Here is a 20,499-nt window from a genome sequence, read left to right on the forward strand (position 1 = left end):
AATACTCCTGAAATTGATACAGGTCTTCAGTTGTGCGGCATGCTGCCGCTGTACACTTTAGCGCCGTGCATGTTTGCTAGATTAGCAAGTGCTTCCGTTGCCGACCCTGTAGGAGTTGCATGTAGTGGCAAACGCCGCGCCAGCTACGATCTTTGATGCGGTACAGGCGAAAGTCCTGGCTGCAATCGGGACCGGCATAAGTGAGTTCGAAGCTCGTTCGCTCAGGGCTGAGGCTGAGAAGCTCTCTAGAGCGGACCCGCTGTCGGCGATTGAGCTCAAGGCCATGTTGGCGATTGCGGACGGAAGATTAGAAGAAGCTGATGAGATGTATGCGCGGGTCCTGAGGGCCAGTGGCAACCCACTAGACAGATTGCTGAGGTACTTGTCCGTGCTTTCACGTGCGGGTCACGCTGAGCAGTTAGGTCGTGTTTACCGTAGCAGAGTCAACTTGGCCGATCTTGCCCCTCATTCACGCGAACTGATGGCGAAGATTCTGGGATTCTGTGGATGGGCTGTCGAATCGACGAGGATTCGCCGCGAGTTGGGTGCAACCGGCTACCAACTAGACTATGGACCTATCACTAGCCTTCATTTCCCCGACGAAGCTGCTAAGGAAGCTTCAATGCCAGGGGAGTGGATTCCGAGATCGCAGAGCATCCGTGACCTCACAATCACAGAGGAGACGATGGCTTCGCTTGGCACGGATGACTCATGGATAGCCGCGCGCGTGGGGGATGCTCTGCAATTTTTCCGCTCCCGAGCCATCGACGTACTTGCCGTGCGGTCTTCGCCGACTCCCAGGGAGTCAGGTGAACAAGGGCTTCTCGTGAACATATACGTAAATGCTCTCATTGATGAGGCATCTGATGCCGAGTGGGAAATGTTCGGTTATCTTTGCGACCGTAGTCCTGACATCTTGGATATAGATGGCGTCGGGTTTGCGGTAGTGGCTGCTCCAGAGTACTCGTGATGGCAATAGGTGCAAAGGATTTGCGAGATTTCGCAAAAGCGAGTTGTCATGAGAATGCAGATGAGGTAACCCTTCGGGCCTCTGCGAGCCGTGCTTACTACGCTGCGTACCATGCCCTTCTTCCGTTCGTGGAACTTCTACCTGTTTCTAGTAAGGGGGATCCTTCTGCGACTAATGTTGGTCACAGGGAAATGTTACGAAGGCTGTCCGAATGGCGGGTTTATTGTGTGCATCCGAAGCTAGACGATCTTTCTTCAACTAAAGGGAGACTAGTGCTCGCAATGAGGGCGCTTAGGGAGACCCGGGAAATGGCTGACTATCAGCTTACGACCAACATGAGTCGCAACGAAGTTTGTCAGCAGGTTGAGAGATGTCGTCAGGTCCTTAGTGCTAGCTTACAGATTCAAACTATTCGCGAGTCGGATCGTTCTGACGTTGCTTGATCTTTAACAAACAGTGACCTTTACTTGCGGTTATGGTGGCTAAAGCGCCTAAGTTTTGATTCGGGCATGACATAAAAGCTCTTCTAAAATTTGTGTCAGGCTCCGTCGATAGATGGTGTGCTAAATAGGCGCGCTATTTATAAATGACCGTATTTCCCGGTGTGGTTGGTGGCAATTTTGCTTGGTAGCGAAAAACTGCGCACTGAGATTTGCTTGCTTGAAGGAGGTCGTCACTTCATCTTTCATTGCGCACTGAAAATCTCAATTGACGTGCTGCATGTTATTTAGTGTCAGTTCGTTCATTTTCATCGATCAATGCAGCCTTTGGCGCTCGCAACGATTGGATTAGGGTGTTGGTGGCCCAGCCAACGACTCCTAGCAGCACAGTCCCAAGCAACCCTGAGATCCATTTCAACAGGCCATATAACCTGTCTATCTCTTCGCGAAATACCATTCGTTGAAGTTCGTTGCTTGCGCGAGCCGCGTCTAGGTCGCGCCTTAAAAGTGGGATTGCCAGTGCTTTTTCTGGGTTCTCAAGAATGGTTGACTCTAATTTCTGCATTCTTTCGTTCAAGTCAGTTTGACTATTTTTGATTGAAAGTATTTCGTCATTTTCACTTTCATTTTTAGCGCCCGATTGGCTGATCATATGAACGCCAGCCGCTTCAATGAGTTGTTTGACCCGAGCCTCGTCTGTTCCTTGTGCAGCTGCCTTGGATAGTAGATCTGAGAACTCCTCTGCTCGAACATTTGTAACTTCTAGGCGTTCGCGATCAACCTTCCAGTTGTATATTCCTGCCCAAAACGCTACTAAACTACCCACTAGGGAGCTGCAAGCTAAAATAATCCTCAAGCGTGCGTTACGGCGGCGTTTGCGTGAATTAGGGAGGGGGCGTTCTTTGAGGCCTTCCGTTTCGTGATGTGGGAGGTGTGCTGTGGCAGGGTCATTTTTTCTATTGTCATCGCGCTCGGGCATTCAAAGTCCTTGGGTGGTGTATAGGGTGCTCATTGGTTGAATTCGGATTAAAAATTTTGTTTGGATGGCTTGTATCGTGATCGTTAGAAACGAAGTCTGTACTGGGCGTCGAAGTGAAGCGGATAGCTTTACTCTGAGTCGTCAGTTGACTGCACGGATAGCAAAGAGTGGTCATAGAGATATGCCATGGCATCAGTCTTGTGTCCACTAGCAGTTTTCTTGTCCCCTTGAGTGTCAGTCACTCCGCGATGCTTTAGGCCATGTATTGCGAAGCGATCGTCAGCATCCAGTACTTTCGCTTCAATTGCATTCTTTATCATCCGCTGCCAAGAGGTGTTAAATCCAGATCTGCTTAACGGATCTCCATCTTCACCTACAAAAAGAAAACGTTCACTCGGCCGAACAGGCTCAGGTCGTCCGCGTTGCTCCCATACTCGCTGCCGATACGCCTGCAGTGATTCAATCGCTGCGGTGAGCTGCGTACCTTTGCGTACCAAGTTGTCGCGACTGCCCTTTCGTCTATTTGTCATCAGCTCCTTTCCCAGGTCGTGTGCGTCGGTAAGCGTAAGCACCTCAATGCCCCTCAACCTTGCCTGGTATGCCAGTTCCATGGCTGCCCAGAGATATGGCGGGACAGCACCTTTTTGGCGGGCACCTCGGGTGCTGCATTCCCGGGCGTAGGCCTGCACCGCACGAAACACTTCGATCTTCGGCATTCGGTGAGCCCGTCGTTCCATCACCTGCTTGACGCCGCTAGCCGGATTGGTCTGCACATGGTCGTGTTCACGGGCCCAGCCGAAGACTCTGCGTAGGTAGCGCAGCCAATGATTTGCCTTGGTGGGATAGCCGGGCACATCCTCCTGCCCAGGTTTTTCGGCTGGTCTACCTTGAGCGATCACGTCTACCAGCCGGCGGATGACGCCCGGGGTAAGGCGGTCCACAACTGCGTCGCCGAGCTTCGTGCCGTTCTTCAACGGGTACAGCCTGATCGCTTTTGCGTAGTCACGATAGTGCTGTTGGGTTGTGCTCGCCAGCTGAGCAAATGTCAGGCTGCCTTCGAAGAGGTCAATGACGAACGCGATGGTGCCTCGTATCGCAGCACCGCTGCGCTGCTCGGCGATCACATGCAGGTCGGATAGCCGCGCGGAGGCCTGAGCTACTGTCTTTGCTTTGCAGCCTCTGCCTTCCGGATGTGGATTCAGTACATACCATCGACCATTGCCGCTGGCGTCCCAGTAGATACCCTTGGGCACTTTGCTGTAGTCGATATGGCTTGGAAGATTTGCGGGTGTCTTCCGTGGGCGGCCGCGCGTAGCCATGCTGATAACCATAAAAGTAGATGACCCGCATTCGGGCAATGGGTTGACGTCAGTCTTGCGAGTCAAAGCAAATCGCTAGCGCTATAGGACTCAGCATTGTTGGCATTTGGCGAAAGACCGATGGCAGCGTTTAGTGCATCGGTTGTTGTCCATATGCCTCCTTTGCCGTCGTAGTGATAGCGAATGCCGCAGCGACGTGCCCATTGCTCGACGGTGGCCAGACGCGGGCGCTCGCCCGGTCGGCACAAGGACTGCATGTCCTCAAATTGCAATACGGTTCCAATCACGTTGGCGATCCGATCGCGATTTCTTTCAGCAGCAGAAAGGAAATGCTGCCAGTGCCAATGTTTGCTGTGGCTGCTTGTCCTACCATTGCGCGCCTGTTATCTCGAAGGAACGCCTATGTCGAACGCTTGTACTTGCAGTTGCCACAACGAGGAGATTCCTACTGAGCAACGCGTGCAGCAGCTGAAAGATGCTGACGCGGAAGCTTTTGAGCAATCGCTCAAACGCTTCGTGGAGTTGATGAAATGCATGGCGCTTGGGGTGTCGTTTGGCATTGGCGGAGCGGCTGTAGCAGCGTCTGGGATCGCAGACCGTGCGAAGGTTGTGGGAGTAGTAGGCTGCGCGATCGGCGGAGCCCTGACAGTTGCTTGTGCTGTCCTGATTTTTGTAAAGCCATATATGCACAATGTTCCCTCCGAGTGGCGTGCGAGGGCTAAGGGCGTTAGCGTCTTTTCGGCTCTTGTATTGGCGGCATCCTTCACATTCTTCATCACGATGGATGTGATCAAAGATGCTCGTAAAGACCGACCTGTCCCTGAGTCCTGCATTGGCTCTGGCAGCCAATTCGATCAGTCCAGTTTGATAGTGAAATATTGACCGCATACAACTAGACCTTGATCACTCGCGCATCGTTTGCCTCACGCCGCGACAAGCTCTTACGCACCGGCGTAGCACCCAACTTCTGCACCTTGCCGCCGCGCTTGGCGAACGCCTTGAGGTCGTTTGCCAGCTCGGCGCGTTCGCGGTCCTTGTAGCGGACGGTGGACAGGGCAAAGGCGCTCATTGCGCACCTGCCTTGCCACGCGCAGCGGGTTCGTCGCGCAGCAGCTGTTCGGCGTAGGCGATGCCGCGCGGGTTGAGGGTGATGACGTTCGGGAATTGCGGGTCGTCGAATTGCACCAGGCCGGCTTCGTCGAGCCAGTTGATGCAGCGGCGGGTGAACGCCTGGATCTGCACGGGGCCGCTGGTTTGTACTTGTGCGGGCATGGCGGCGAAGCCTCCGCGGGTGCGGCGCAGAGTGCGGCCTTGGGCGCCGTAGGCCGCCTTGAGCGCGGCCTGTGCTTTGGGTTGTAGATGCATGATGACCTCGGTCAGGCGGCGTGGGCCGCAAGCGCCAGTACGGCGAATAGTTGCTCGCGTGCTCGGCTTAGGTGGGACAGCGGGATGCGGTGCTGGCCGGTGGGTTCGGTCCAGCGGCTTTCGGTGAGCGCGCGGCTGGGGGTGGGCGCGGTGGCCTTGCCGCAGCGGCAGCACTCGATGTGGAACGTGGTCGGTGCGGGGCCGCCGATGCGATAGCGATGCGGCGCGCCGTGCGTGGTGACCAGTTGCGGGCGATGGCCCGGCTGGCATGTCGGGACGGTGGACGGTAACGGCGTGGCTTCCTGGCGCATGTCAGTCCTCTGCTCGCGCCAGCCGTACGTGGGGGACGGACGCCTTTTGCTCTGTGACCACTGCCGGCTGGGCATCTACGTTGCGTTGCGCGGCGTGGATTTCGGCCAGGCGTATTGGCACACAGACGGCGGCGCCGATAGCCACCAATGTCCAGCCAAGGGCGAGGGCACGCTGATAGAGGCGGCTCATGCGCGCTGCTCCTGGACCCGCACGCCGTGCAGGCGTAACCAGCGCGTGGCACGCAGCAGAACGCGTGGTGCCAGTGCGAAGGAGTCACGGCCGATGCACAGATGGCGGGCTGTGGCGCGTGCGCGTAGGCGCGGCGCAACTGCGCAGCCATCCAGGGATGGCGTGACCTTGCCGTCGTACAAGCCAGCCCAGATCCAGTCGCTGCAGATCATCAGCGCGAGTGTTTGGCTGGCGTGCCCAGTGGGGAAGAAGGCTTCCAATGGTCGGTCGCTCATGGCGTCACCCGTACCGGCACGCCGTGCGCCGCCATCCACTCGCACATGGCCTGCAGCGCGTCATCGCCTGCGGTATACGCGGTCTGGCCAAGTTGCAGCGCGCCGGCCATGCGGCGCACGTCGCCGAGGCGGCAGACAGTCACCGCAAGCTCTCTGCCGCGGTCTGTGCCATATAGCGCAGCGCTCACCGAGTCACGTTTGACGCACAGCCGCAGCAAGGTGCCTTGACCACGGCCCGGCCGGAAGCCGGCAGAGGGAAAGTCGCTCATACGGCGCCAACCTCTGCCAGAGCAGAGCGGAAGCGCTCCACTTGCTCCCTACGCTTGGCGATCCTCTTTTGCAGGCACGATGTATAGCTCGCCGAGGCAGAGTCGCCCAGCGCTTTTAGGGTATGCGCGTCCTCGCGGATAGCGTCCTCGGCCCAGATGATTGCGGCCGTCAGATCTTCCGCGGTCAACGAAGCTGCAACAGCGCTCATGCGCGCAGCTCCCGGACGAAGTCGCGACTGGCTGCTTCGGCCCGCAGGCCCGTCAGTTCTATGCGATTGCTGCGCTTCGGGTAGCGTTTTGGACCCTTTGACATGCCGCGGCGCTTAAGCGCCTTGGCGTGTGAGTGGTCAGCAGCTGCGCAGGCTTGAAGACACCTACGTGCGGTAGCAAGCAAATCGTTATTGGCAGCATCGGTGTCTGCCTGCGCATCTACGGCGTGTGTGCTGGTACGCATTGCGTTCTCCTGCCGCGACCTCGCGGCAAGAGAACAATAGCGAAGCTATCTACAACAATCAATAGCAAGGCTATCTACATTTGCTGCTACAGCTGAGAGCGTTAGAACTTGCAGCCACTGCCGCCATCAACCCAGCGTTTCAGGCGGTCAGCTTGGCGCTCGCGCGTAGCCTTTGCATACAAGGTGACTTCCGTCCGCCCGTTCTCCACTTCCTTGATGGTGATGACGGTATAGATCTGCGTTCCTACTCCGGACGCACCCTGCACGATCTTTGCTTCTCGCAGATCGGGATAGTTCTGCACGTCGTTGATCGTCTGACCAACCGGTACCAGAGGTTTAGGACGGCACTCTCCGTCTGCTTCAACAATGCGCTTGAGCGCGAGTTGGTAGGGAATCTCCACTACGAAAGAGGAGGCGAACTCGGGCTTTTCCAAGCCCTTGGGGCTACTCGCGCACCCAGATAGGATGAGCAAAGCGATACACGCAATCTTCTTCATGTCGTCCTTACAAAATTGATCGAAGCAAACCTGCATCTTCAAACTTGATGTCCTCGCGGATGCATTCAATGCCTCTGTCCATGTCACGCATCAATTGGCGCAGCTCTTCGTCGCCTAATTGCTCAAAGCCGGCCACCTCCCTGCATGCTTGATCGATCAGAATCTGCATGGGTGGCCCCCAGAAATGCCGATAGTGCCGGATCATGCGGTAATGCCCTTCGCGAGTGATGTCGTCCATCAGCGACTTGGGCGACGGGGCTGGTGCGCCGGCAACCTCTCTATGCAGATTTTCGCGCCCCACGAGGCGCAGGCTCGCTTTTTTCCCTAGCTTGCGCTGAGCGCGTAGGGCGACTGACTCGGCCAACCTTTCCATCTCTTCCTTCAGACTCACTTCTTCCCTCCAACGCGTTCTTCATCTCCAAGGTTGCGTTGATTGCATCTGCCAACTCTTCCGGCCGATGCTCTACGGCGAATGAATCATCAGCCATCAGGCCTGCGACTTTTTTCGCATACGCAACCGCGGCGATGATTATTTCCGCATCGAGTCGCTGCGGATGAGACCGGCCAAAGTGATCCTGAAGTCGACGGTACTCAGCACTGATGACAGCTGGGGAAACCCCAATAAGAGTGGCCAGCGGCTCGGCCTTATCCCACGGCACGGGACGATGACCACTAGCAAATTGGGAGATGAAGCCTGCACTGACATCCAACATGTCTGCGAGTTTCGCCTGAGACTGACCCGACCGCAGAATAGCTTCTGTGATGGCTTGGCCTTCAGGGGTCTTGGGGTTGGCGGGTCTAGGCATGTAGCAATGCTATTGATAGCCAGTGTGACCAGCCATCAGCAACGCTATTTACACTTGTAGATAGCGTTGCTATGCTCAGGTCATGGAAAGCCCAATTCACAACGCAATCCGAGCCGCTGGTGGACAGCGCGCTTTGGCTACTGCGCTGCAGATTCATCCAGCCTTGGTGTCCCAGTGGGCGACTGCTAGGCGTCCAGTAGCTGCACATCATGTGTTGGCCATCGAAGCGTGCACGGGTGTGTCACGCCATGTGCTGCGTCCTGATGTATTCGGATCGGAGCCTTCAACAATCGTCGAAGGTGCTGCCTGATGACTCGCTCTGTCATTCCTGTGCAGGACGACCTGGACTCCGGCGAGCTCTCGTCTTTGATTGGCATACCGGTTCACGATAACGGTGACGTCGCAGAGCTTTGTCTGACTACGGATGAGTGGAGTGCGCTGATAGAACGCCGTCGACGAGTTCGATGGCCGCTCAGATTTCTGGAGCACCGCGATGCACGATGAGTGGGGCATCAAGCCGCGAACGATACAGGTCGCTCGGATATCTAGTGCGTTATCCACCGCGAAGCTGGCTCGGGCGGTACTGGCCGTTACGCTGATGACGACAAGTGCTGCCCTGTTTTTGGCGGGCCTCTTGAGCAACGAAAAAGACGGCGACGACGTCGCCGACACCGGTGCGCGTGTCGTAGCGTCGGAGGGCGGTGAATCTAAGGAGTGGGGTGGTGTGCATGACGCACATGGTGCGTCGGCCGACCAATCCGCCACCACGATGAACTGCGCAGCGTTTCAGGGTGCCGCGCGATGACGTGCCAACGCTCAGACATCTACTGGCGCGACGCGCTGTACAACTCGGTGTCGCAAATGCCGGGGAATGTGCGTGCAGCCGCTGCCTACCTGACAGAGCGTCGTGGCAAGGCCATCGCCGCAGAATCGCTCCGCAAGAAGCTGCGAGGGCTTGAGGGTGAGTCGCTGTCGATGGAGATGGCGGAGATGCTCACCGAGTGGATGCAGGAGCTGAGTGCCGGGCAGGCGCAGGCGACGTGCTGGATTCAATCGCTGGGCGCGCAATTCGATTTGGCGATGGACTTCGTACCGCCCGCACCGGAGAACGGCTGGCCGGATGAAGTGGCCGCGATGCAAGCCAAGCTGCTGCACGTTGCCAAGCACGCGGGGCGCCTGTCTGGTGTTGCGCTCGAAGCGCTGGACGATGCGCATCTGTCGCTGCAGGAAGCCGACCTGATGGTGGACGAGCTGCAGGCGATCCGCACGATGTGCCACCGCCTGGAGCGCAACGTTCGCCGCGCGGCAGCCAAGGGCCGCAAGCGTGCATGACATGACGACCAACCGCGCCGCACACATCCGCCGCGTCTTGAGCCCCGTCGCGCAGCAGCACGTGGCCGAGGCCTTGCGCCTGCTCTACAGCGATGCACCTGGCCTGGCCGGCGATGACGCGCTGGCCGAGCGCGAGCGGTTGCGCCATGCCGATGCCGCAGGCGTGTACGCGCAAGGCGTGTTGCCGCTGCCCTGCGCCCCATCTCCCCGTGAGGCGGCGGAAAGGACGCGCGCGCATGGCGAGGCACTGAATCTGAATAAACGGACGGGGCAGTCAGCTCCGGGCGATGGGTCCTCCTGGCCGACCCCCGATGCGGGTAATTCGAACCCCGTTCCCATGGTAGATAGCGCGGCTGGAAGTTACTGAATGTTGGCGAATTACGATGATGTGCTTGGCCAGCTGCGCGACGCGGGTCTGATCCTCGACAGCTTGGATGCGAGCGGCCGCATGGTCCGCTGCAAGGTGGAAGGTTCGCGCGAGCGGCGCGGCTGGTATGTGCTGCACGAGCTGCAGACCAACGGCACGGATATGCTGATTGTTGGCACTTACGGCATATGGCGCGGCAACGACAACGGCGCGCTCAAGGTGGAGCTGCGCAAGCGTGACAGCGAGTTCACCGCCGAGCAGCGCGAAGCATTGAAGCGCCGGCTGGCGGAAGACCGCCGCCGCGCAGAAGCAGCGCGCCAGGACGAAAATCGCCGCGCTGCCGAACGCGCCACGCGGGCGTGGGGCAAGGCTCTGCATGACGGCGAATCCGACTATCTGGCCGCCAAGGGCGTGCAAGGCTTTGGCCTGCGCTACGGCGGATCAGGCATTGCCGTTGTGCCGCTGCTCGATGGCAATGGCGCGATCCACGGGTTGCAGCTGCTTCGTACCGCCAAGCAGGCCGACCAGCAGCGCAAGCCGGTGAAGGAATTCTGGCCGGCCGGCCTGGCCAAGCGTGGGCACTTCCACCTGATCGGCGGCACGCCGCAGTGGGTGCTGCTCGTCGCCGAGGGCTACGCCACAGCGGCCAGCTTGCACATGGCGACTGGTTACCCCGTTGCCGTGGCGTTCGACGCCGGCAACCTGATGCCAGTGGCCAGCGCGCTAGCGAAGCGGTACCGCAGCACAAAGGTGCTGATCTGTGGCGATGACGACGTGCTGCAGAAGTGCCGCGCGTGCAAGTCGCGCCTGGTGCTCTCCGACCACCCGAAGACGTGCCCGACTTGCGGCGAAGACCACAAGGCGGAGAACGCCGGCATGCTGGGTGCCAGCGCTGCGGCACTGGACGTGCGTGGTGCTGCGCTGTTACCGGTGTTTGCCGATGAGGGCACGCGCTGTGCCAACTATATCGACCACGGGCGCAAGGTCAGCGACTTCAATGATTTGCACCTGGCCGAAGGACTGCACGTGGTGCGCGCGCAGGTAGAGGCCCGCATCACGGAGCTATCGTGGCGGGCACCGGTGGAAAAACGCGCCGCTTCCATCCCCAGCACCGGGGGCGCGGGGAAGGCACTCCTCAAGCCCATCGACAGCATCGATGCACTGCTGAGCCGTTTTGCGTTGGTGTATGGGCAGGGCGGCACGGTGTTCGATCACCAGGAGCACATGCTGGTGGCGCTCGGCGACATGCGCGATGCCTGCGTGCGGCGCGAGCTGCACCGCGCATGGCTGGAAAGCCCGCAGCGCGCCATCGTGCGTGTGCAAGAGGTGGACTTCGACCCATCTGGCTGCAAGCCCGGCATCACCTGCAACCTGTTCGCGGGCTGGCCGACCGTGCCGCAGGATGGCACCTGCGACAAGCTGCTGCAGCTGCTGTGGCACATGTGCGGCAACGAAGCCAACCAGCGCATGCTCTATGACTGGGTGATCAAGTGGCTGGCGTACCCGCTGCAGCACCCGGGCGCCAAGATGAAATCGACGATCGTGATCCACGGGCCGCAAGGCACCGGCAAGAACATGTTCTTCGACGAGTACATGAAGCTGTTCGGCGAATACGGCCGCGTGCTGGACCAGTCCGCGCTGGAGGACAAGTTCAACGACTGGGCCAGCCGCAAGCTGTTCTTGCTCGCGGACGAAGTGGTGGCGCGCACCGAGGTGTATCACCTCAAGAACAAGCTGAAGGCGCTGATCACCGGCGACCGCATCCGCATCAACCCGAAGAACATCCAGGCCTATGAAGAAGACAACCACGCCAACCTGGTGTTCCTGTCGAACGAGGCGATGCCGGTTGTGCTCGAGGAGGACGACCGCCGGCATGCGGTGATCTGGACGCCGGACAAGTTGCCGCCCGACTTCTACCAGGAGGTGCTTGCGGAGATCCGCGCTGGCGGCACCGCAGCGCTGCATCACTACCTGCTGCAGGTGGACCTTGGCGACTTCAGCAACGGCACCAATCCGCCGATGACCGCTGCCAAAGCGGAGCTGATCAACCTGGGGCAAGACAGCCCACAGCGCTTCCTGGACGAGTTGTACGGCCAGGACATTCCTGGTTTGAAGCCGCGGCCGGCGCCATCGAAAGAGTGGTACGAGGTCTACAAGGTCTGGTGCGGCCGTGAGGGCGTGAAGCCGGCGCCGTCGCCCAAGTTCATCAACGCGCTGGTGCGCAAACGAGGCATCACGCATCCGGATCGCGCGCGCAAGCGATACCTGATCGAGCAGACCAGTCACGGCCCGCATGGGTTTCTGTTGCTGGGAAATGCGACATGTCCCCAAGACCAGACCGAATCGTCCTGGCTGGGCACCGAAGTGGTCGGGTTCCGCGGCGCGTTCAACGAATACAAGGGGCGCGCATGAGCACTGCGCCTGGTCATGTGCGGGACGTGCGGGATGGTGTGCGGGCTTCTGTGCGGGCGCAGATGCTGATGGCAGTAGGCGTGTGCGGGATGTGCGGGCGTTTTGTTTCCTACGCGGGCGCAGGCGCGCGAGGCGCCGCCCTCGATAAGGCACCTACACGCTCCCGCGTGTGTGAGTGCCCGCACATCCCGCACATCCCGCACATCGCTACTGCCGCAAGTGTCTCGGGCGATATGCGTCCCGCACACGTTCCCGCACAGCCCGCACACGCTCACACGCGCGCGTTTTCTCCTGTCTTGCTGGCCCTGAAAGAAATGGAAGAAGTGGAGTACTGGGTATGACGGACAACGAGGTGGTGGTGACAGGCAAGGAGTTGGCGGCTTACATCGGCTGCCGGCCGTCTTACATCGTGGAGCTCAAGCGCAACGGCCGCCTGGTGCAGGCCGAGGGCGGCAAGGGCTATCTCAAGAGCGCATCCCTGGCGCTGTACGAGCAGACGCGCGATCCCGCCCGTGCCGGCGTCGCTGCTCGCCACGCCGAAGCGCGTGGGGCTGTGCTGGCGGGCGAGGGCAGCGACGACCGGGACGACGCCGACGAGCCGCAGACCAGCGACGCAAAGCGCAAGGCCAAGGCGCTGGCGGACAAGGCCGAGACGGACGCGCAGATGGCGCAAATCGAACTGGCCGAGAAGCTGGGCGAGCTGCTGCCACGCGCAGACGTGGAGCAGGCCATCTCCGAGGCCGGCACCGGCCTGCGCGTGGCGCTTGAGCGCATCCCCGACACGCTCGCCCCGCAGCTGGCTGCCGCAACCGATGAGGCCAAGGTGCGGCAGCTGCTGTGGGACGAGTTGATGCATGCGCTGGAGGAGGTGAGTCGCGGCTTTCGGTCAGCCACCAGGCCGGCAGAGGTGGAGGGATGAGGTCGGACAACAACCAGCGGCACCTGATCCGCGAGTGCGACCCGGAGCTAGCGAGCGCCTTCCGTGCTGCCGCCGAGATCGCCGCCGTAGACCCGCACTTCTACGGCGCCGTGCGTGAGCAGCGGGTGCGCCACTACCTCGACCAGGCAGCCTTTCACGAAACCGGCGTTCAACCCGCCCAGGGAGCAGCACGATGAGCAAACAGCAGTACATGATGAAAGCGCGGGCCGCATGGTGGTGGACGTACCTGTACACGCCTGCGGTCGTGCTGATGATTTGTTGCGGGCTCGCTCCCAGCCAGCGCCGAATTGAGCAGGACGCGGTGCGCGCCATCCGCATCGTGCTCAAGCCGGTGCGCCGCTATGAGGTTTTGTTCTGAACACGTCGGCCTCCCTTCGAATCAATGCCGTGCTTGCACGTGCGCTGCAGCCGCGCCGGCCGTTGACCGTCTCGCAGTGGTGCGATGAGCACATGCGTCTGTCGAGTAAGGGCAGCAGCAAGCCGGGACGCTGGGTCACCGACCGCAACCCACCGCTGCGCGAGCCAATGGACGCCATGTCCGCGCGCAGCCCAGTGCATCAGTTGGTGGCCATGTTCCCGATCCAGTTCGGTAAGAGCCAGCTGGCCACCAACGCGATCGCCTACTGGATGGACTACGCACCGGCGCCGATCATGTACGCGCTGCCGGGCGAGGCCTCCATGAACAAGTGGATTGCCCAGAAGTTGAACCCGATGATCGAAGTGTGCCCGGCCGTGCGCCGCGCGCTCAGCAGCACTGCCAGCCGAGACAGCGCCAACCAGCGCACTTTCAAAGACTTCGCCGGCGGCCAGCTCTACGTGGAGCACATGGGCAGCCCGCAACGGCTGAAATCCACCACGGTGAAGTACCTGGGCGTCGACGAGATCGACGAGGCACCGCAGCAGCTCATCACGGGCGACGATCCGGTCAAGATGCTGGACGGGCGCACCTCGGCATTCCCGACCACGTACAAGCGCCTTTACATCAGCACCCCCGGCATCGCTGGACTGAGCCGCATCGCCAAGCTCTATGAGAAAAGCGACCAGCGCCGGTTCCACGTGCCTTGCCCGCACTGTGGCCATTACCAGGCGCTGAGTTGGAGCGGCCTGGTGTGGTCGCCCGATGCCAAGCACGCCTGGTACGCATGTAGCGACTGCGGCACCGCGATCGAGGAGCACCACAAAACCGACATGATCGCGGCCGGCCGCTGGGTAGCCGCAAATCCAGACTCCGATGTACGTGGCTATACGATCAATTGTCTCTACTACCAATTCGGCCTTGGGCCGCGCTGGGCAGATCTGGCTCGCGAGTGGCTCGATGCCCAGAACGATCCCGCCTCCCTCAAGACGTTCATCAACGACCGGCTTGCGGAGACGTGGGAAGATCCGTCGATGCGGGCGGTGAAGCACAACGTCATCGCCGACCGCGCGGAACCGTACCGCCTGCGGCATGCGCCGCGCGGCGTGCTGGCGATCACAGTAGGCGTCGACACGCAAGACAACCGCTTGGCGGTGCACATCGTGGGATGGGGCAGGGGGATGGCCGCCTGGACTCTGGATTATGTCGAGCTGCCGGGCGACCCCGCTGAGGAAGCAGTGTGGGTGGCGCTGACTGATCTGCTGAACCGGCCCATTGAGCGCGAAGATGGGGCCCAGCTGCGGCCGCTCGCTACTGCTATCGATGCCGGTGGCCACCGGACAGAGGCGGTGAAGCACTACGTGCGCCAGCGGCTGATCACTCGTCCGATGTGCATCTTTGGCGCCGTGCCGAACAACGCCCCGATCCTTTCGAAGGGAAAGCTGGTCGACGTCACCTGGCGAGGGCGAACCGACAAGCGCGGCATCACGATCTACCACATAGGTAGTGTGGCGGCGAAGCACTATTTGTACAGCCGGCTGTCAGCAGATGCGGAGCGGCAGGCCGATGCGCGCCTGGTGCACTTCAGCGATCAGCTGCCGCCAGAGTTCTTCCCAGGGCTAGTGTCGGAAGTGTACAACCCGGTCAAAAATCGCTTCGAAAAGCGAGTCGTTCGCAACGAGCCGCTTGATACATGGGTCTATGCGTATGCAGCGGGGCACCATCCTGAGGCGCGAATACACCGTTACGGTAGGTCCGACTGGGACGCCCTGGATGACCGCACTTGCTCCTCGATATCTCTCCGCATGCAGACAACTCGAAGCGCAACTGAATCCACTGCAGATTGCGGGGGAAACGATTCCCGTGGAACCAGCCCTGCCGGTCAGGCACCACTGGCCCCGTCGGAACCCAGGCAGATTCGAACAGTGAAGCGATCGTCCGGGTTTGCTCGAGAGGATTGGACTCTCCTATGACTAATGAAGTTGGATCAGATGGGCACCTCCGTTGCCGCATACTGAAAGCGTTGGAGGCAGACATAGGTATTAGCCGAAAAATGGCAGAGCCTTTCGTTAATGCTGTCTTAGATTGCTTCGCAGGTGAACACCTTTACTTTCCTTCAAAACGTCGAACCTATCCTCTGGAAACCATTGCGGAGAAGCTTCGAGCAGGAGCAACCGTTAAGCAGGTCGTGAAAGAGTTCGACATGTCGAGATCCAAACTTTACGACCTGTTCCCCGGTGGCTTGCCGGGGAGGAAAAAACGTCAGTGTCAACGCAGCAGCCGTCAAGAATTGTCTGCTGCAAAGCAAGCTCATCAATGAACTTGCTTGCGCAAATGACTGGGCCGGTTAAGACTTGTGGGTCAACAAAAGAGCCGCGACATGGAAGACCACATCAAGGTTGCTGATATTTATGACAAGAGCCTCAGTTTTTTAATCGGTTCTGGTGCGTCAGTGGGACTCTTGCCGACGCTCGCACTAAAAATCAAGGATGAAATTGGGCTAACCTCGACAATTGAAGAATTAGCAACTCGGTTTGAGAAGCAGGATGCTCGTTTCGACTGGCTTTTTGCTCATTATTACAAAACATGCATAAGGCCCGCACAGATCTTCCGCCCAGAAGATGCCAATACTGAGGATAAGAAGAAAGTCCTGTCGAATTACGAGGTATTTACCGCGACATTATTGCGCATCCTTCAAAAGCGAAAAGCGCTTGACAGGCGTTGCAATGTTTTTACAACAAACTATGACAGTTGTTTTTTTCATGCAGCGGATGCGCTTATAAGAAAAGGTGAGTTTGACTTCCATCTCAATGATGGAACTCGGGGTTTTAGAACTCGCTACTTACATGCGCGTAATTTCAACTCATATCTTTGTCAGGCGGGAGTTTTTGACAAGGGTTTGAGCGGTATCCCGCAGATTAATCTGATTAATCTACATGGTTCAATTTATTGGAAGAAGGTTGCTGATAGTATAGTGGTTGACTATGGGATTGATCATAAGGAATCTTATCTTCCCGACTTTATAATTCCGGATGTAGAAGCATTCTCAGATCAATTATATGACCCGAATAATGACGTCGATAACTTGACCGCATTGCCAATGCCTCCTCATATAAGCGAAGCATTCTGGAAGAAATATCGGGCGCTCCCAATCGTTAATCCAACGAAGTGGAAATTTAACGAGACAGTGTTTGAGGAGCACTACTATCAGATGCTTCGTTATCTCACTTACGAATTGGAAAAGCCCAATTCCGTTCTAATCTCCTTTGGGTTTTCATTTGCAGACGAACATATTTTGAACCTCATTAAGAGGTCGCTGTCTAATCCGACATTGCAAGTTTTCATTTGCTGTTATTCGGTTAGTGAGCATTCTCGCTTGGCCCCTAAATTCAAGCTTTTCGCTAATGTTAAATTTATAGTACTTGCCGACAACGAAATGAGTTTTACGGAGTTCAATGAATCTGTTTTTAACATTCAACGACCTACTCAAGCAATTTCATTGCCTGGAGTGGTCTGATGTCTATAAAGGTCGGAGAGGTTATAGCCGTCCACGGCGTAAAAATCACCCTGCGAATTCAAGAGGAATCTAATAAAGAGTCCCTGTATTATAACGGGGAGAAATTTAAGGGTATTTCGATTCGAGAATATATCTCTGTGCAGCGCGGATTTCGCGATATTGTCTGTATTGTCGAAGGGGAATACCTAGACGAAAACAGAATCGAGGGGGATGGGCCCGCTGCGGTATACATGCGTAAGGTTGACGTGCGCCCAGTTGGGTATTTTGAAGAAGGGGTCTTTAAACACGGAATTAAATTTCTGCCTATGATTAGGGATGTCGCTTTTCTGCTGCCAGAAAGACTGATATCGCAAATCTATGGGAAAGAAGCTGTCGGTACCTTTGTGATTGGTAGAACTCTAAAAGAGGAGGTGCCAATTGGCCTGCCCTGGAAGCGATTGTTCAATAGCCACATCGGTGTTTTTGGCAATACTGGAAGCGGGAAATCCAATACATTGACAAAGCTATATACAGTTCTTTTCGACAACAAGGTTGACGTAATTGTCGGGAAGAGCAGATTTATTGTTCTTGATTTTAATGGGGAGTATACGGGGGCGCAGCTGATCTCGGAGGATCAAAAGACGGTTTTAAAGCTCAGAACTCAGGGCGATCAAGGTGATAAGTTTCCTCTGCATAAAGACGAATTTTGGAACGCCGAGATGCTTTCGCTGCTGTTTCAAGCTACACCAAACACTCAGAAGCCGTTTTTGATTAGATTAGTTGAAGGCAGGAAGATATTTGAAGCAAGTGTTGGCGCTATGAGCAACTACTGCAAGGCAACCTTTCGAAGAGCATTTAGTGCAGCTCGGCCGAGGCCTGAAGCACTTGATCTATTGCGCGGTATTGCCTCGACCCTCAAGAGCGAAAGCTTAGTAGCATTGCTTAAGACTATCTCATGGCATAGTATCCAGGAGCGCTTTATCCGACGAAGCGATTCGACATATTTTGACGCTGACGGAACACAATATGACGAAAAAATTGGCCCTTATGTTGAACAATTAGACTTGTCTGATCTGGATTCTTTCGATCAGCTGATTATTCGTGCATATGTTCAACTGACGCGCGAGCTGATTAACGGGTTTGTGCAATTTGATCATATCCAGCCACTAATCAAACGAATGGAGTCTTCGATGTCCAGTCTTCGGAGAGTTCTGGATGTCAATCTTGCTCAGCAATTGGAGCGACTAGTTACGGTGATATCGTTAAAAAATTGCAATAACGATGTAAAGAAAATTTTGCCTCTGTTGGTGGCCAAGCATTTTTATAATCAGCATAAAGATGTGGTTGGCTATCCTCCGAGTCGTACTGTGCACTTGATAATTGATGAGGCTCATAACATCCTTTCGCAGCAATCGTCCCGCGAGCAAGAAAGTTGGCGCGACTACAGGTTGGAGTTATTTGAGGAAATTATTAAAGAAGGTCGTAAGTTTGGTTTTTTTATCACGATCGCGAGTCAGCGTCCTGCCGATATATCTGCCACGATAGTGTCGCAACTGCACAATTTCTTCATTCACCGTTTGGTGAACGACCGAGACCTTTTTCTGGTTGATAATGCATTGACCACACTGGACAGCCTGTCTCGTTCCATCATTCCAAACCTTTCACAGGGCTGCTGCGTTGTTACGGGCACATCATTCGACATCCCGATGGTGTTACAAGTTGATGAGCTTGACCCGGGCCGGAGGCCCGACAGCGGGGACGTTGATCTGGATGCACTTTGGGCTGCCCCGTAAACACGCTGCTTTTCCGGGGATGGAAGGTTTTGTCTGCTTTTTGGCAAAGTCGCGGACAGTAGGATGTCAGGACCTTTAATAATCAAGAGCTTGGTGCCGGTCGCGTCTATAAAATTTTTTAGGATTTGGACAATTCGCTAGTTAGCCTGACTCGTCATGAAGACGGCTCAGGAAATGCTCACAACATACCAGCAGGCAGAGATTGCCGTGCTGCAAGGGCAGAGCGTTCGTATCGGTGAGCGCGTGCTCACCCGCGCGGACCTGGCAGAGATCCGTAAGGGTCGCCAGGAGTGGCAGGCCGCCGTAGATCGAGAGGCTGGAGCAGGTCGTCGCGCTCGCTGGGCAACGGCTGATTTCGGTGGCCGCACCTGATGGCCTCCGCACGCATCGCCCGCGAGCGCCTCGGCGTCGCAATCTCAACTGACCGTAGCGTGCGCGCCATCGAGACGCGCACGGCGGTGCGCGAGCAGCAGCTGCGCGTGGTCGCACGTGCACATGAGGTGACCCGCCCATCGCGCAGCCGCAAGCTGGCCCGTGACTGGGGCAGTGGTAACGCCATTGCCGGCATGGATGCCCGGCAGCTGCGTGACCAAGCGCGCCACCTTGAGCGCGACCTGGACCTGGCTGACAACGCGCTCAACGTGCTGGTGCAAAACACCGTGGGCTCCGGCATCGACGTGCTTTCTGCACCACGGCTGCCGGGCCAGCCCATCAACCGCGATCTCGCTCTGCAGCTGGATGAGCTGTGGGACGTATGGTGGGATGCGCCCGAAGTCACCCGCGCGCATGACTACGGCGCCTGCCAGCAGCTGCTGGCACGCAGCTGGCTGCGTGATGGCGAGGCGTTCTACCAAGACCTAAGCGGCGTTGTGCCATACCTGGAGCACGGCGGCGGCGTGCCCTACAGCATCGAAATGCTGGAGGCCGACCTGGTGCCGTTGGACTTCAACGACCCGGCCCGCAACATCTTGCAGGGCGTGGAGCGCAACGCGTGGGGCCGCCCGGTGGCCTACCACGTGTACAAGCAGCACCCCGGCGACCCGCTGGGCTGGACCACCGACACCAAGCGCGTGAGCGCCGAGGTGATGCACTGCATCGCCAACCTCAAGCGCCTGCACCAGGTGCGTGGCCTGAGCGTGTTTGCCAGCGCGATGTCGCGCTTTGAAGACGTGAAGGATTACGAAGAATCCGAGCGCATCGCGGCCAAAGTGGCGGCGTCGATGACGTTTCAGATCAAGAAAGGCTCGGGCGAGCTTTACCAACCGTCGGGCGAGGGACTTGGCGGCGTAGCCCTGGTGCAGGAGGGTGTGCCGAGGCGCGATCTTCGTATGGCGCCTGGCGCGATTTTCGACGACCTGCTGCCCGGCGAATCGATCGAGAGCCTGGGCAGCGATCGCCCGAACCCGAACGCAGCGACCTGGCGCAAAGAGCAGCTGCGCGCCGCGGCCGGCGGCATCGGCGTGAGCTACTCCAGCCTGTCGCTGGACTACAACGGCACGTACTCCGCACAGCGTCAGGAGCTGGTGGAGAAGTGGGGCAGCTACCTGATGCTGGCCGAGCGCTTTATTGCGCTGTTCGTGCGGCCAACGCGCCAGCGCTTTATTGAGGCGGCGGTGCTGTCCGGCAAGGTACGTATGCCGCGCGGGTGGACGCTGCGGCATCTGGCCGCCTCCACCTACGTGCGGCCGATCATGCCGTGGATCGACCCGCTCAAAGAGGCTTACGCCAAGGGCGAGGCCGAGGACCGCGGCTGGGTGAGCCCGCAGCAGAACACGCTGCAGTACGGCAACAACCCTGACGAAGTGCTGCGCCAGCGCCAGGACTGGCAGCAACAGCAGCAGCAATTGCAGCCGGCCGCGCCGGCACCTGTGGAAGCCCGCGCGCAGCTGCGCGCCGAGCTTTCGCGCGACATGTTGAGGGACATCTGAC

General features: G+C 58.1%; 29 protein-coding genes. 16 read left to right on the forward strand and 13 right to left on the reverse strand.

Features of this window, described 5'->3' with window-relative positions; all coding sequences use genetic code 11:
• Window positions 1-124 precede the first annotated feature (124 nt).
• Entirely contained in the window at window positions 125-970 is an 846-nt protein-coding gene (locus tag ACCQ07_RS05245) for a hypothetical protein (protein ID WP_372363846.1), read from the forward strand.
• Between the two features lie 723 nt (window positions 971-1,693).
• Here the strand turns inward: ACCQ07_RS05245 and ACCQ07_RS05250 are convergent.
• From ACCQ07_RS05250 to ACCQ07_RS05260, 3 genes are all read right to left on the reverse strand, one after another.
• Entirely contained in the window at window positions 1,694-2,389 is a 696-nt protein-coding gene (locus ACCQ07_RS05250) for a hypothetical protein (RefSeq protein WP_372363847.1), read from the reverse strand.
• Between the two features lie 128 nt (window positions 2,390-2,517).
• Window positions 2,518-3,720 carry a site-specific integrase gene (locus tag ACCQ07_RS05255; protein WP_503255530.1) on the reverse strand — a complete coding sequence of 401 codons (1,203 nt, stop codon included), beginning with the start codon at window positions 3,718-3,720 and terminating at the stop codon, window positions 2,518-2,520.
• A gap of 50 nt (window positions 3,721-3,770) precedes the next feature.
• Entirely contained in the window at window positions 3,771-3,995 is a 225-nt protein-coding gene (locus ACCQ07_RS05260) for a hypothetical protein (RefSeq protein WP_260222288.1), read from the reverse strand.
• A 115-nt stretch (window positions 3,996-4,110) separates the two neighbouring features.
• Here ACCQ07_RS05260 and ACCQ07_RS05265 point away from each other — a divergent pair, with 115 nt between their 5' ends.
• On the forward strand, window positions 4,111-4,590 hold the full coding sequence (locus ACCQ07_RS05265) for a hypothetical protein (RefSeq protein WP_503255532.1): 480 nt from the start codon (window positions 4,111-4,113) through the stop codon (window positions 4,588-4,590).
• Between the two features lie 10 nt (window positions 4,591-4,600).
• Here the strand turns inward: ACCQ07_RS05265 and ACCQ07_RS05270 are convergent, their stop codons facing one another.
• The 10 genes from ACCQ07_RS05270 to ACCQ07_RS05315 all read right to left on the reverse strand — a co-directional run bounded on the left by ACCQ07_RS05270 (window position 4,601) and on the right by ACCQ07_RS05315 (window position 7,460).
• Window positions 4,601-4,777: a hypothetical protein gene (locus tag ACCQ07_RS05270; protein ID WP_372363851.1), complete on the reverse strand. Its 177-nt coding sequence runs from the start codon at window positions 4,775-4,777 to the stop codon at window positions 4,601-4,603.
• Window positions 4,774-5,073, reverse strand: a complete 300-nt coding sequence (locus ACCQ07_RS05275; RefSeq protein WP_115562370.1) for a hypothetical protein — start codon at window positions 5,071-5,073, stop codon at window positions 4,774-4,776. Before ACCQ07_RS05275 ends, ACCQ07_RS05270 begins: the two co-directional genes overlap by 4 nt.
• An 11-nt stretch (window positions 5,074-5,084) precedes the next feature.
• A complete protein-coding gene (locus tag ACCQ07_RS05280) occupies window positions 5,085-5,384 on the reverse strand; it encodes a hypothetical protein (RefSeq protein ID WP_372363852.1) in 300 nt (99 codons plus the stop codon).
• 1 nt (window position 5,385) lies between these two features.
• Entirely contained in the window at window positions 5,386-5,574 is a 189-nt protein-coding gene (locus tag ACCQ07_RS05285) for a hypothetical protein (RefSeq protein WP_372363853.1), read from the reverse strand.
• Complete coding sequence (locus ACCQ07_RS05290) at window positions 5,571-5,849, reverse strand: hypothetical protein (protein WP_218488592.1); 279 nt, start codon at window positions 5,847-5,849, stop codon at window positions 5,571-5,573. Before ACCQ07_RS05290 ends, ACCQ07_RS05285 begins: the two co-directional genes overlap by 4 nt.
• Complete coding sequence (locus tag ACCQ07_RS05295; protein ID WP_039586170.1) at window positions 5,846-6,118, reverse strand: hypothetical protein; 273 nt, start codon at window positions 6,116-6,118, stop codon at window positions 5,846-5,848. The genes ACCQ07_RS05290 and ACCQ07_RS05295 overlap by 4 nt, the downstream gene beginning before the upstream one ends.
• The gene (locus ACCQ07_RS05300; RefSeq protein ID WP_039586168.1) at window positions 6,115-6,327 is read right to left on the reverse strand and encodes a hypothetical protein; all 213 of its coding nucleotides are present in this window, start codon (window positions 6,325-6,327) and stop codon (window positions 6,115-6,117) included. The genes ACCQ07_RS05295 and ACCQ07_RS05300 overlap by 4 nt, the downstream gene beginning before the upstream one ends.
• Window positions 6,324-6,572 (reverse strand): hypothetical protein, encoded by a 249-nt coding sequence (locus tag ACCQ07_RS05305; protein WP_089111461.1) that lies wholly within the window; start codon window positions 6,570-6,572, stop codon window positions 6,324-6,326. The genes ACCQ07_RS05300 and ACCQ07_RS05305 overlap by 4 nt, the downstream gene beginning before the upstream one ends.
• A gap of 101 nt (window positions 6,573-6,673) precedes the next feature.
• Window positions 6,674-7,069: a hypothetical protein gene (locus ACCQ07_RS05310; RefSeq protein WP_039586166.1), complete on the reverse strand. Its 396-nt coding sequence runs from the start codon at window positions 7,067-7,069 to the stop codon at window positions 6,674-6,676.
• 7 nt (window positions 7,070-7,076) lie between these two features.
• Window positions 7,077-7,460 (reverse strand): hypothetical protein, encoded by a 384-nt coding sequence (locus tag ACCQ07_RS05315; protein WP_223670351.1) that lies wholly within the window; start codon window positions 7,458-7,460, stop codon window positions 7,077-7,079.
• 497 nt (window positions 7,461-7,957) lie between these two features.
• On the opposite strand from ACCQ07_RS05315, the gene ACCQ07_RS05320 reads away from it, so the two are divergent.
• From ACCQ07_RS05320 to ACCQ07_RS05385, 14 genes are all read left to right on the forward strand, one after another.
• Window positions 7,958-8,185, forward strand: coding sequence for a transcriptional regulator (locus ACCQ07_RS05320; protein ID WP_078568070.1), 228 nt, complete (start codon window positions 7,958-7,960; stop codon window positions 8,183-8,185).
• 183 nt (window positions 8,186-8,368) lie between these two features.
• Entirely contained in the window at window positions 8,369-8,680 is a 312-nt protein-coding gene (locus ACCQ07_RS05325) for a hypothetical protein (RefSeq protein ID WP_372363854.1), read from the forward strand.
• Window positions 8,677-9,207, forward strand: coding sequence for a hypothetical protein (locus ACCQ07_RS05330; protein ID WP_039586164.1), 531 nt, complete (start codon window positions 8,677-8,679; stop codon window positions 9,205-9,207). Before ACCQ07_RS05325 ends, ACCQ07_RS05330 begins: the two co-directional genes overlap by 4 nt.
• A gap of 1 nt (window position 9,208) precedes the next feature.
• A complete protein-coding gene (locus ACCQ07_RS05335) occupies window positions 9,209-9,574 on the forward strand; it encodes a hypothetical protein (RefSeq protein WP_372363855.1) in 366 nt (121 codons plus the stop codon).
• Window positions 9,575-11,986 (forward strand): DUF5906 domain-containing protein, encoded by a 2,412-nt coding sequence (locus tag ACCQ07_RS05340; protein ID WP_372363856.1) that lies wholly within the window; start codon window positions 9,575-9,577, stop codon window positions 11,984-11,986.
• A gap of 337 nt (window positions 11,987-12,323) precedes the next feature.
• Window positions 12,324-12,905 (forward strand): hypothetical protein, encoded by a 582-nt coding sequence (locus tag ACCQ07_RS05345; protein ID WP_372363857.1) that lies wholly within the window; start codon window positions 12,324-12,326, stop codon window positions 12,903-12,905.
• Window positions 12,902-13,102, forward strand: coding sequence for a hypothetical protein (locus ACCQ07_RS05350; RefSeq protein ID WP_039586156.1), 201 nt, complete (start codon window positions 12,902-12,904; stop codon window positions 13,100-13,102). Before ACCQ07_RS05345 ends, ACCQ07_RS05350 begins: the two co-directional genes overlap by 4 nt.
• The gene (locus ACCQ07_RS05355) at window positions 13,099-13,284 is read left to right on the forward strand and encodes a hypothetical protein (RefSeq protein WP_372363858.1); all 186 of its coding nucleotides are present in this window, start codon (window positions 13,099-13,101) and stop codon (window positions 13,282-13,284) included. The genes ACCQ07_RS05350 and ACCQ07_RS05355 overlap by 4 nt, the downstream gene beginning before the upstream one ends.
• Window positions 13,285-13,376: 92 nt before the next feature.
• Window positions 13,377-15,254, forward strand: coding sequence for a phage terminase large subunit family protein (locus ACCQ07_RS05360; protein WP_372363859.1), 1,878 nt, complete (start codon window positions 13,377-13,379; stop codon window positions 15,252-15,254).
• Window positions 15,251-15,601, forward strand: coding sequence for a hypothetical protein (locus ACCQ07_RS05365; protein WP_372363860.1), 351 nt, complete (start codon window positions 15,251-15,253; stop codon window positions 15,599-15,601). Before ACCQ07_RS05360 ends, ACCQ07_RS05365 begins: the two co-directional genes overlap by 4 nt.
• Before the next feature lie 60 nt (window positions 15,602-15,661).
• Window positions 15,662-16,798: an SIR2 family protein gene (locus tag ACCQ07_RS05370; RefSeq protein ID WP_372363861.1), complete on the forward strand. Its 1,137-nt coding sequence runs from the start codon at window positions 15,662-15,664 to the stop codon at window positions 16,796-16,798.
• Window positions 16,798-18,570, forward strand: coding sequence for an ATP-binding protein (locus tag ACCQ07_RS05375; RefSeq protein WP_372363862.1), 1,773 nt, complete (start codon window positions 16,798-16,800; stop codon window positions 18,568-18,570). Before ACCQ07_RS05370 ends, ACCQ07_RS05375 begins: the two co-directional genes overlap by 1 nt.
• A 156-nt stretch (window positions 18,571-18,726) precedes the next feature.
• Window positions 18,727-18,942 carry a DUF6148 family protein gene (locus tag ACCQ07_RS05380; RefSeq protein ID WP_372363863.1) on the forward strand — a complete coding sequence of 72 codons (216 nt, stop codon included), beginning with the start codon at window positions 18,727-18,729 and terminating at the stop codon, window positions 18,940-18,942.
• Entirely contained in the window at window positions 18,942-20,498 is a 1,557-nt protein-coding gene (locus ACCQ07_RS05385) for a phage portal protein (RefSeq protein WP_372165350.1), read from the forward strand. The genes ACCQ07_RS05380 and ACCQ07_RS05385 overlap by 1 nt, the downstream gene beginning before the upstream one ends.
• Window position 20,499 lies beyond the last annotated feature (1 nt).

The organism is Xanthomonas sp. NCPPB 3583, assembly GCF_041475715.2.
In the GTDB taxonomy this organism is placed as follows: Bacteria; Pseudomonadota; Gammaproteobacteria; order Xanthomonadales; family Xanthomonadaceae; genus Xanthomonas; species Xanthomonas euvesicatoria.

Excerpts from the sequence above, each read along its gene's own strand:
- ACCQ07_RS05250 (WP_372363847.1), bottom strand. The coding sequence starts at position 2,389 with ATGCCCGAGCGCGATGACAATAGAAAAAATGACCCTGCCACAGCACAC.
- ACCQ07_RS05255 (WP_503255530.1), bottom strand. The coding sequence starts at position 3,720 with ATGGTTATCAGCATGGCTACGCGCGGCCGCCCACGGAAGACACCCGCA.
- ACCQ07_RS05265 (WP_503255532.1), top strand. The coding sequence starts at position 4,111 with ATGTCGAACGCTTGTACTTGCAGTTGCCACAACGAGGAGATTCCTACT.
- ACCQ07_RS05270 (WP_372363851.1), bottom strand. The coding sequence starts at position 4,777 with ATGAGCGCCTTTGCCCTGTCCACCGTCCGCTACAAGGACCGCGAACGC.
- ACCQ07_RS05275 (WP_115562370.1), bottom strand. The coding sequence starts at position 5,073 with ATGCATCTACAACCCAAAGCACAGGCCGCGCTCAAGGCGGCCTACGGC.
- ACCQ07_RS05280 (WP_372363852.1), bottom strand. The coding sequence starts at position 5,384 with ATGCGCCAGGAAGCCACGCCGTTACCGTCCACCGTCCCGACATGCCAG.
- ACCQ07_RS05285 (WP_372363853.1), bottom strand. The coding sequence starts at position 5,574 with ATGAGCCGCCTCTATCAGCGTGCCCTCGCCCTTGGCTGGACATTGGTG.
- ACCQ07_RS05290 (WP_218488592.1), bottom strand. The coding sequence starts at position 5,849 with ATGAGCGACCGACCATTGGAAGCCTTCTTCCCCACTGGGCACGCCAGC.
- ACCQ07_RS05295 (WP_039586170.1), bottom strand. The coding sequence starts at position 6,118 with ATGAGCGACTTTCCCTCTGCCGGCTTCCGGCCGGGCCGTGGTCAAGGC.
- ACCQ07_RS05300 (WP_039586168.1), bottom strand. The coding sequence starts at position 6,327 with ATGAGCGCTGTTGCAGCTTCGTTGACCGCGGAAGATCTGACGGCCGCA.
- ACCQ07_RS05305 (WP_089111461.1), bottom strand. The coding sequence starts at position 6,572 with ATGCGTACCAGCACACACGCCGTAGATGCGCAGGCAGACACCGATGCT.
- ACCQ07_RS05310 (WP_039586166.1), bottom strand. The coding sequence starts at position 7,069 with ATGAAGAAGATTGCGTGTATCGCTTTGCTCATCCTATCTGGGTGCGCG.
- ACCQ07_RS05320 (WP_078568070.1), top strand. The coding sequence starts at position 7,958 with ATGGAAAGCCCAATTCACAACGCAATCCGAGCCGCTGGTGGACAGCGC.
- ACCQ07_RS05325 (WP_372363854.1), top strand. The coding sequence starts at position 8,369 with ATGCACGATGAGTGGGGCATCAAGCCGCGAACGATACAGGTCGCTCGG.
- ACCQ07_RS05330 (WP_039586164.1), top strand. The coding sequence starts at position 8,677 with ATGACGTGCCAACGCTCAGACATCTACTGGCGCGACGCGCTGTACAAC.
- ACCQ07_RS05335 (WP_372363855.1), top strand. The coding sequence starts at position 9,209 with ATGACGACCAACCGCGCCGCACACATCCGCCGCGTCTTGAGCCCCGTC.
- ACCQ07_RS05340 (WP_372363856.1), top strand. The coding sequence starts at position 9,575 with ATGTTGGCGAATTACGATGATGTGCTTGGCCAGCTGCGCGACGCGGGT.
- ACCQ07_RS05345 (WP_372363857.1), top strand. The coding sequence starts at position 12,324 with ATGACGGACAACGAGGTGGTGGTGACAGGCAAGGAGTTGGCGGCTTAC.
- ACCQ07_RS05350 (WP_039586156.1), top strand. The coding sequence starts at position 12,902 with ATGAGGTCGGACAACAACCAGCGGCACCTGATCCGCGAGTGCGACCCG.
- ACCQ07_RS05355 (WP_372363858.1), top strand. The coding sequence starts at position 13,099 with ATGAGCAAACAGCAGTACATGATGAAAGCGCGGGCCGCATGGTGGTGG.
- ACCQ07_RS05360 (WP_372363859.1), top strand. The coding sequence starts at position 13,377 with ATGCGTCTGTCGAGTAAGGGCAGCAGCAAGCCGGGACGCTGGGTCACC.
- ACCQ07_RS05365 (WP_372363860.1), top strand. The coding sequence starts at position 15,251 with ATGACTAATGAAGTTGGATCAGATGGGCACCTCCGTTGCCGCATACTG.
- ACCQ07_RS05370 (WP_372363861.1), top strand. The coding sequence starts at position 15,662 with ATGGAAGACCACATCAAGGTTGCTGATATTTATGACAAGAGCCTCAGT.
- ACCQ07_RS05375 (WP_372363862.1), top strand. The coding sequence starts at position 16,798 with ATGTCTATAAAGGTCGGAGAGGTTATAGCCGTCCACGGCGTAAAAATC.
- ACCQ07_RS05380 (WP_372363863.1), top strand. The coding sequence starts at position 18,727 with ATGAAGACGGCTCAGGAAATGCTCACAACATACCAGCAGGCAGAGATT.
- ACCQ07_RS05385 (WP_372165350.1), top strand. The coding sequence starts at position 18,942 with ATGGCCTCCGCACGCATCGCCCGCGAGCGCCTCGGCGTCGCAATCTCA.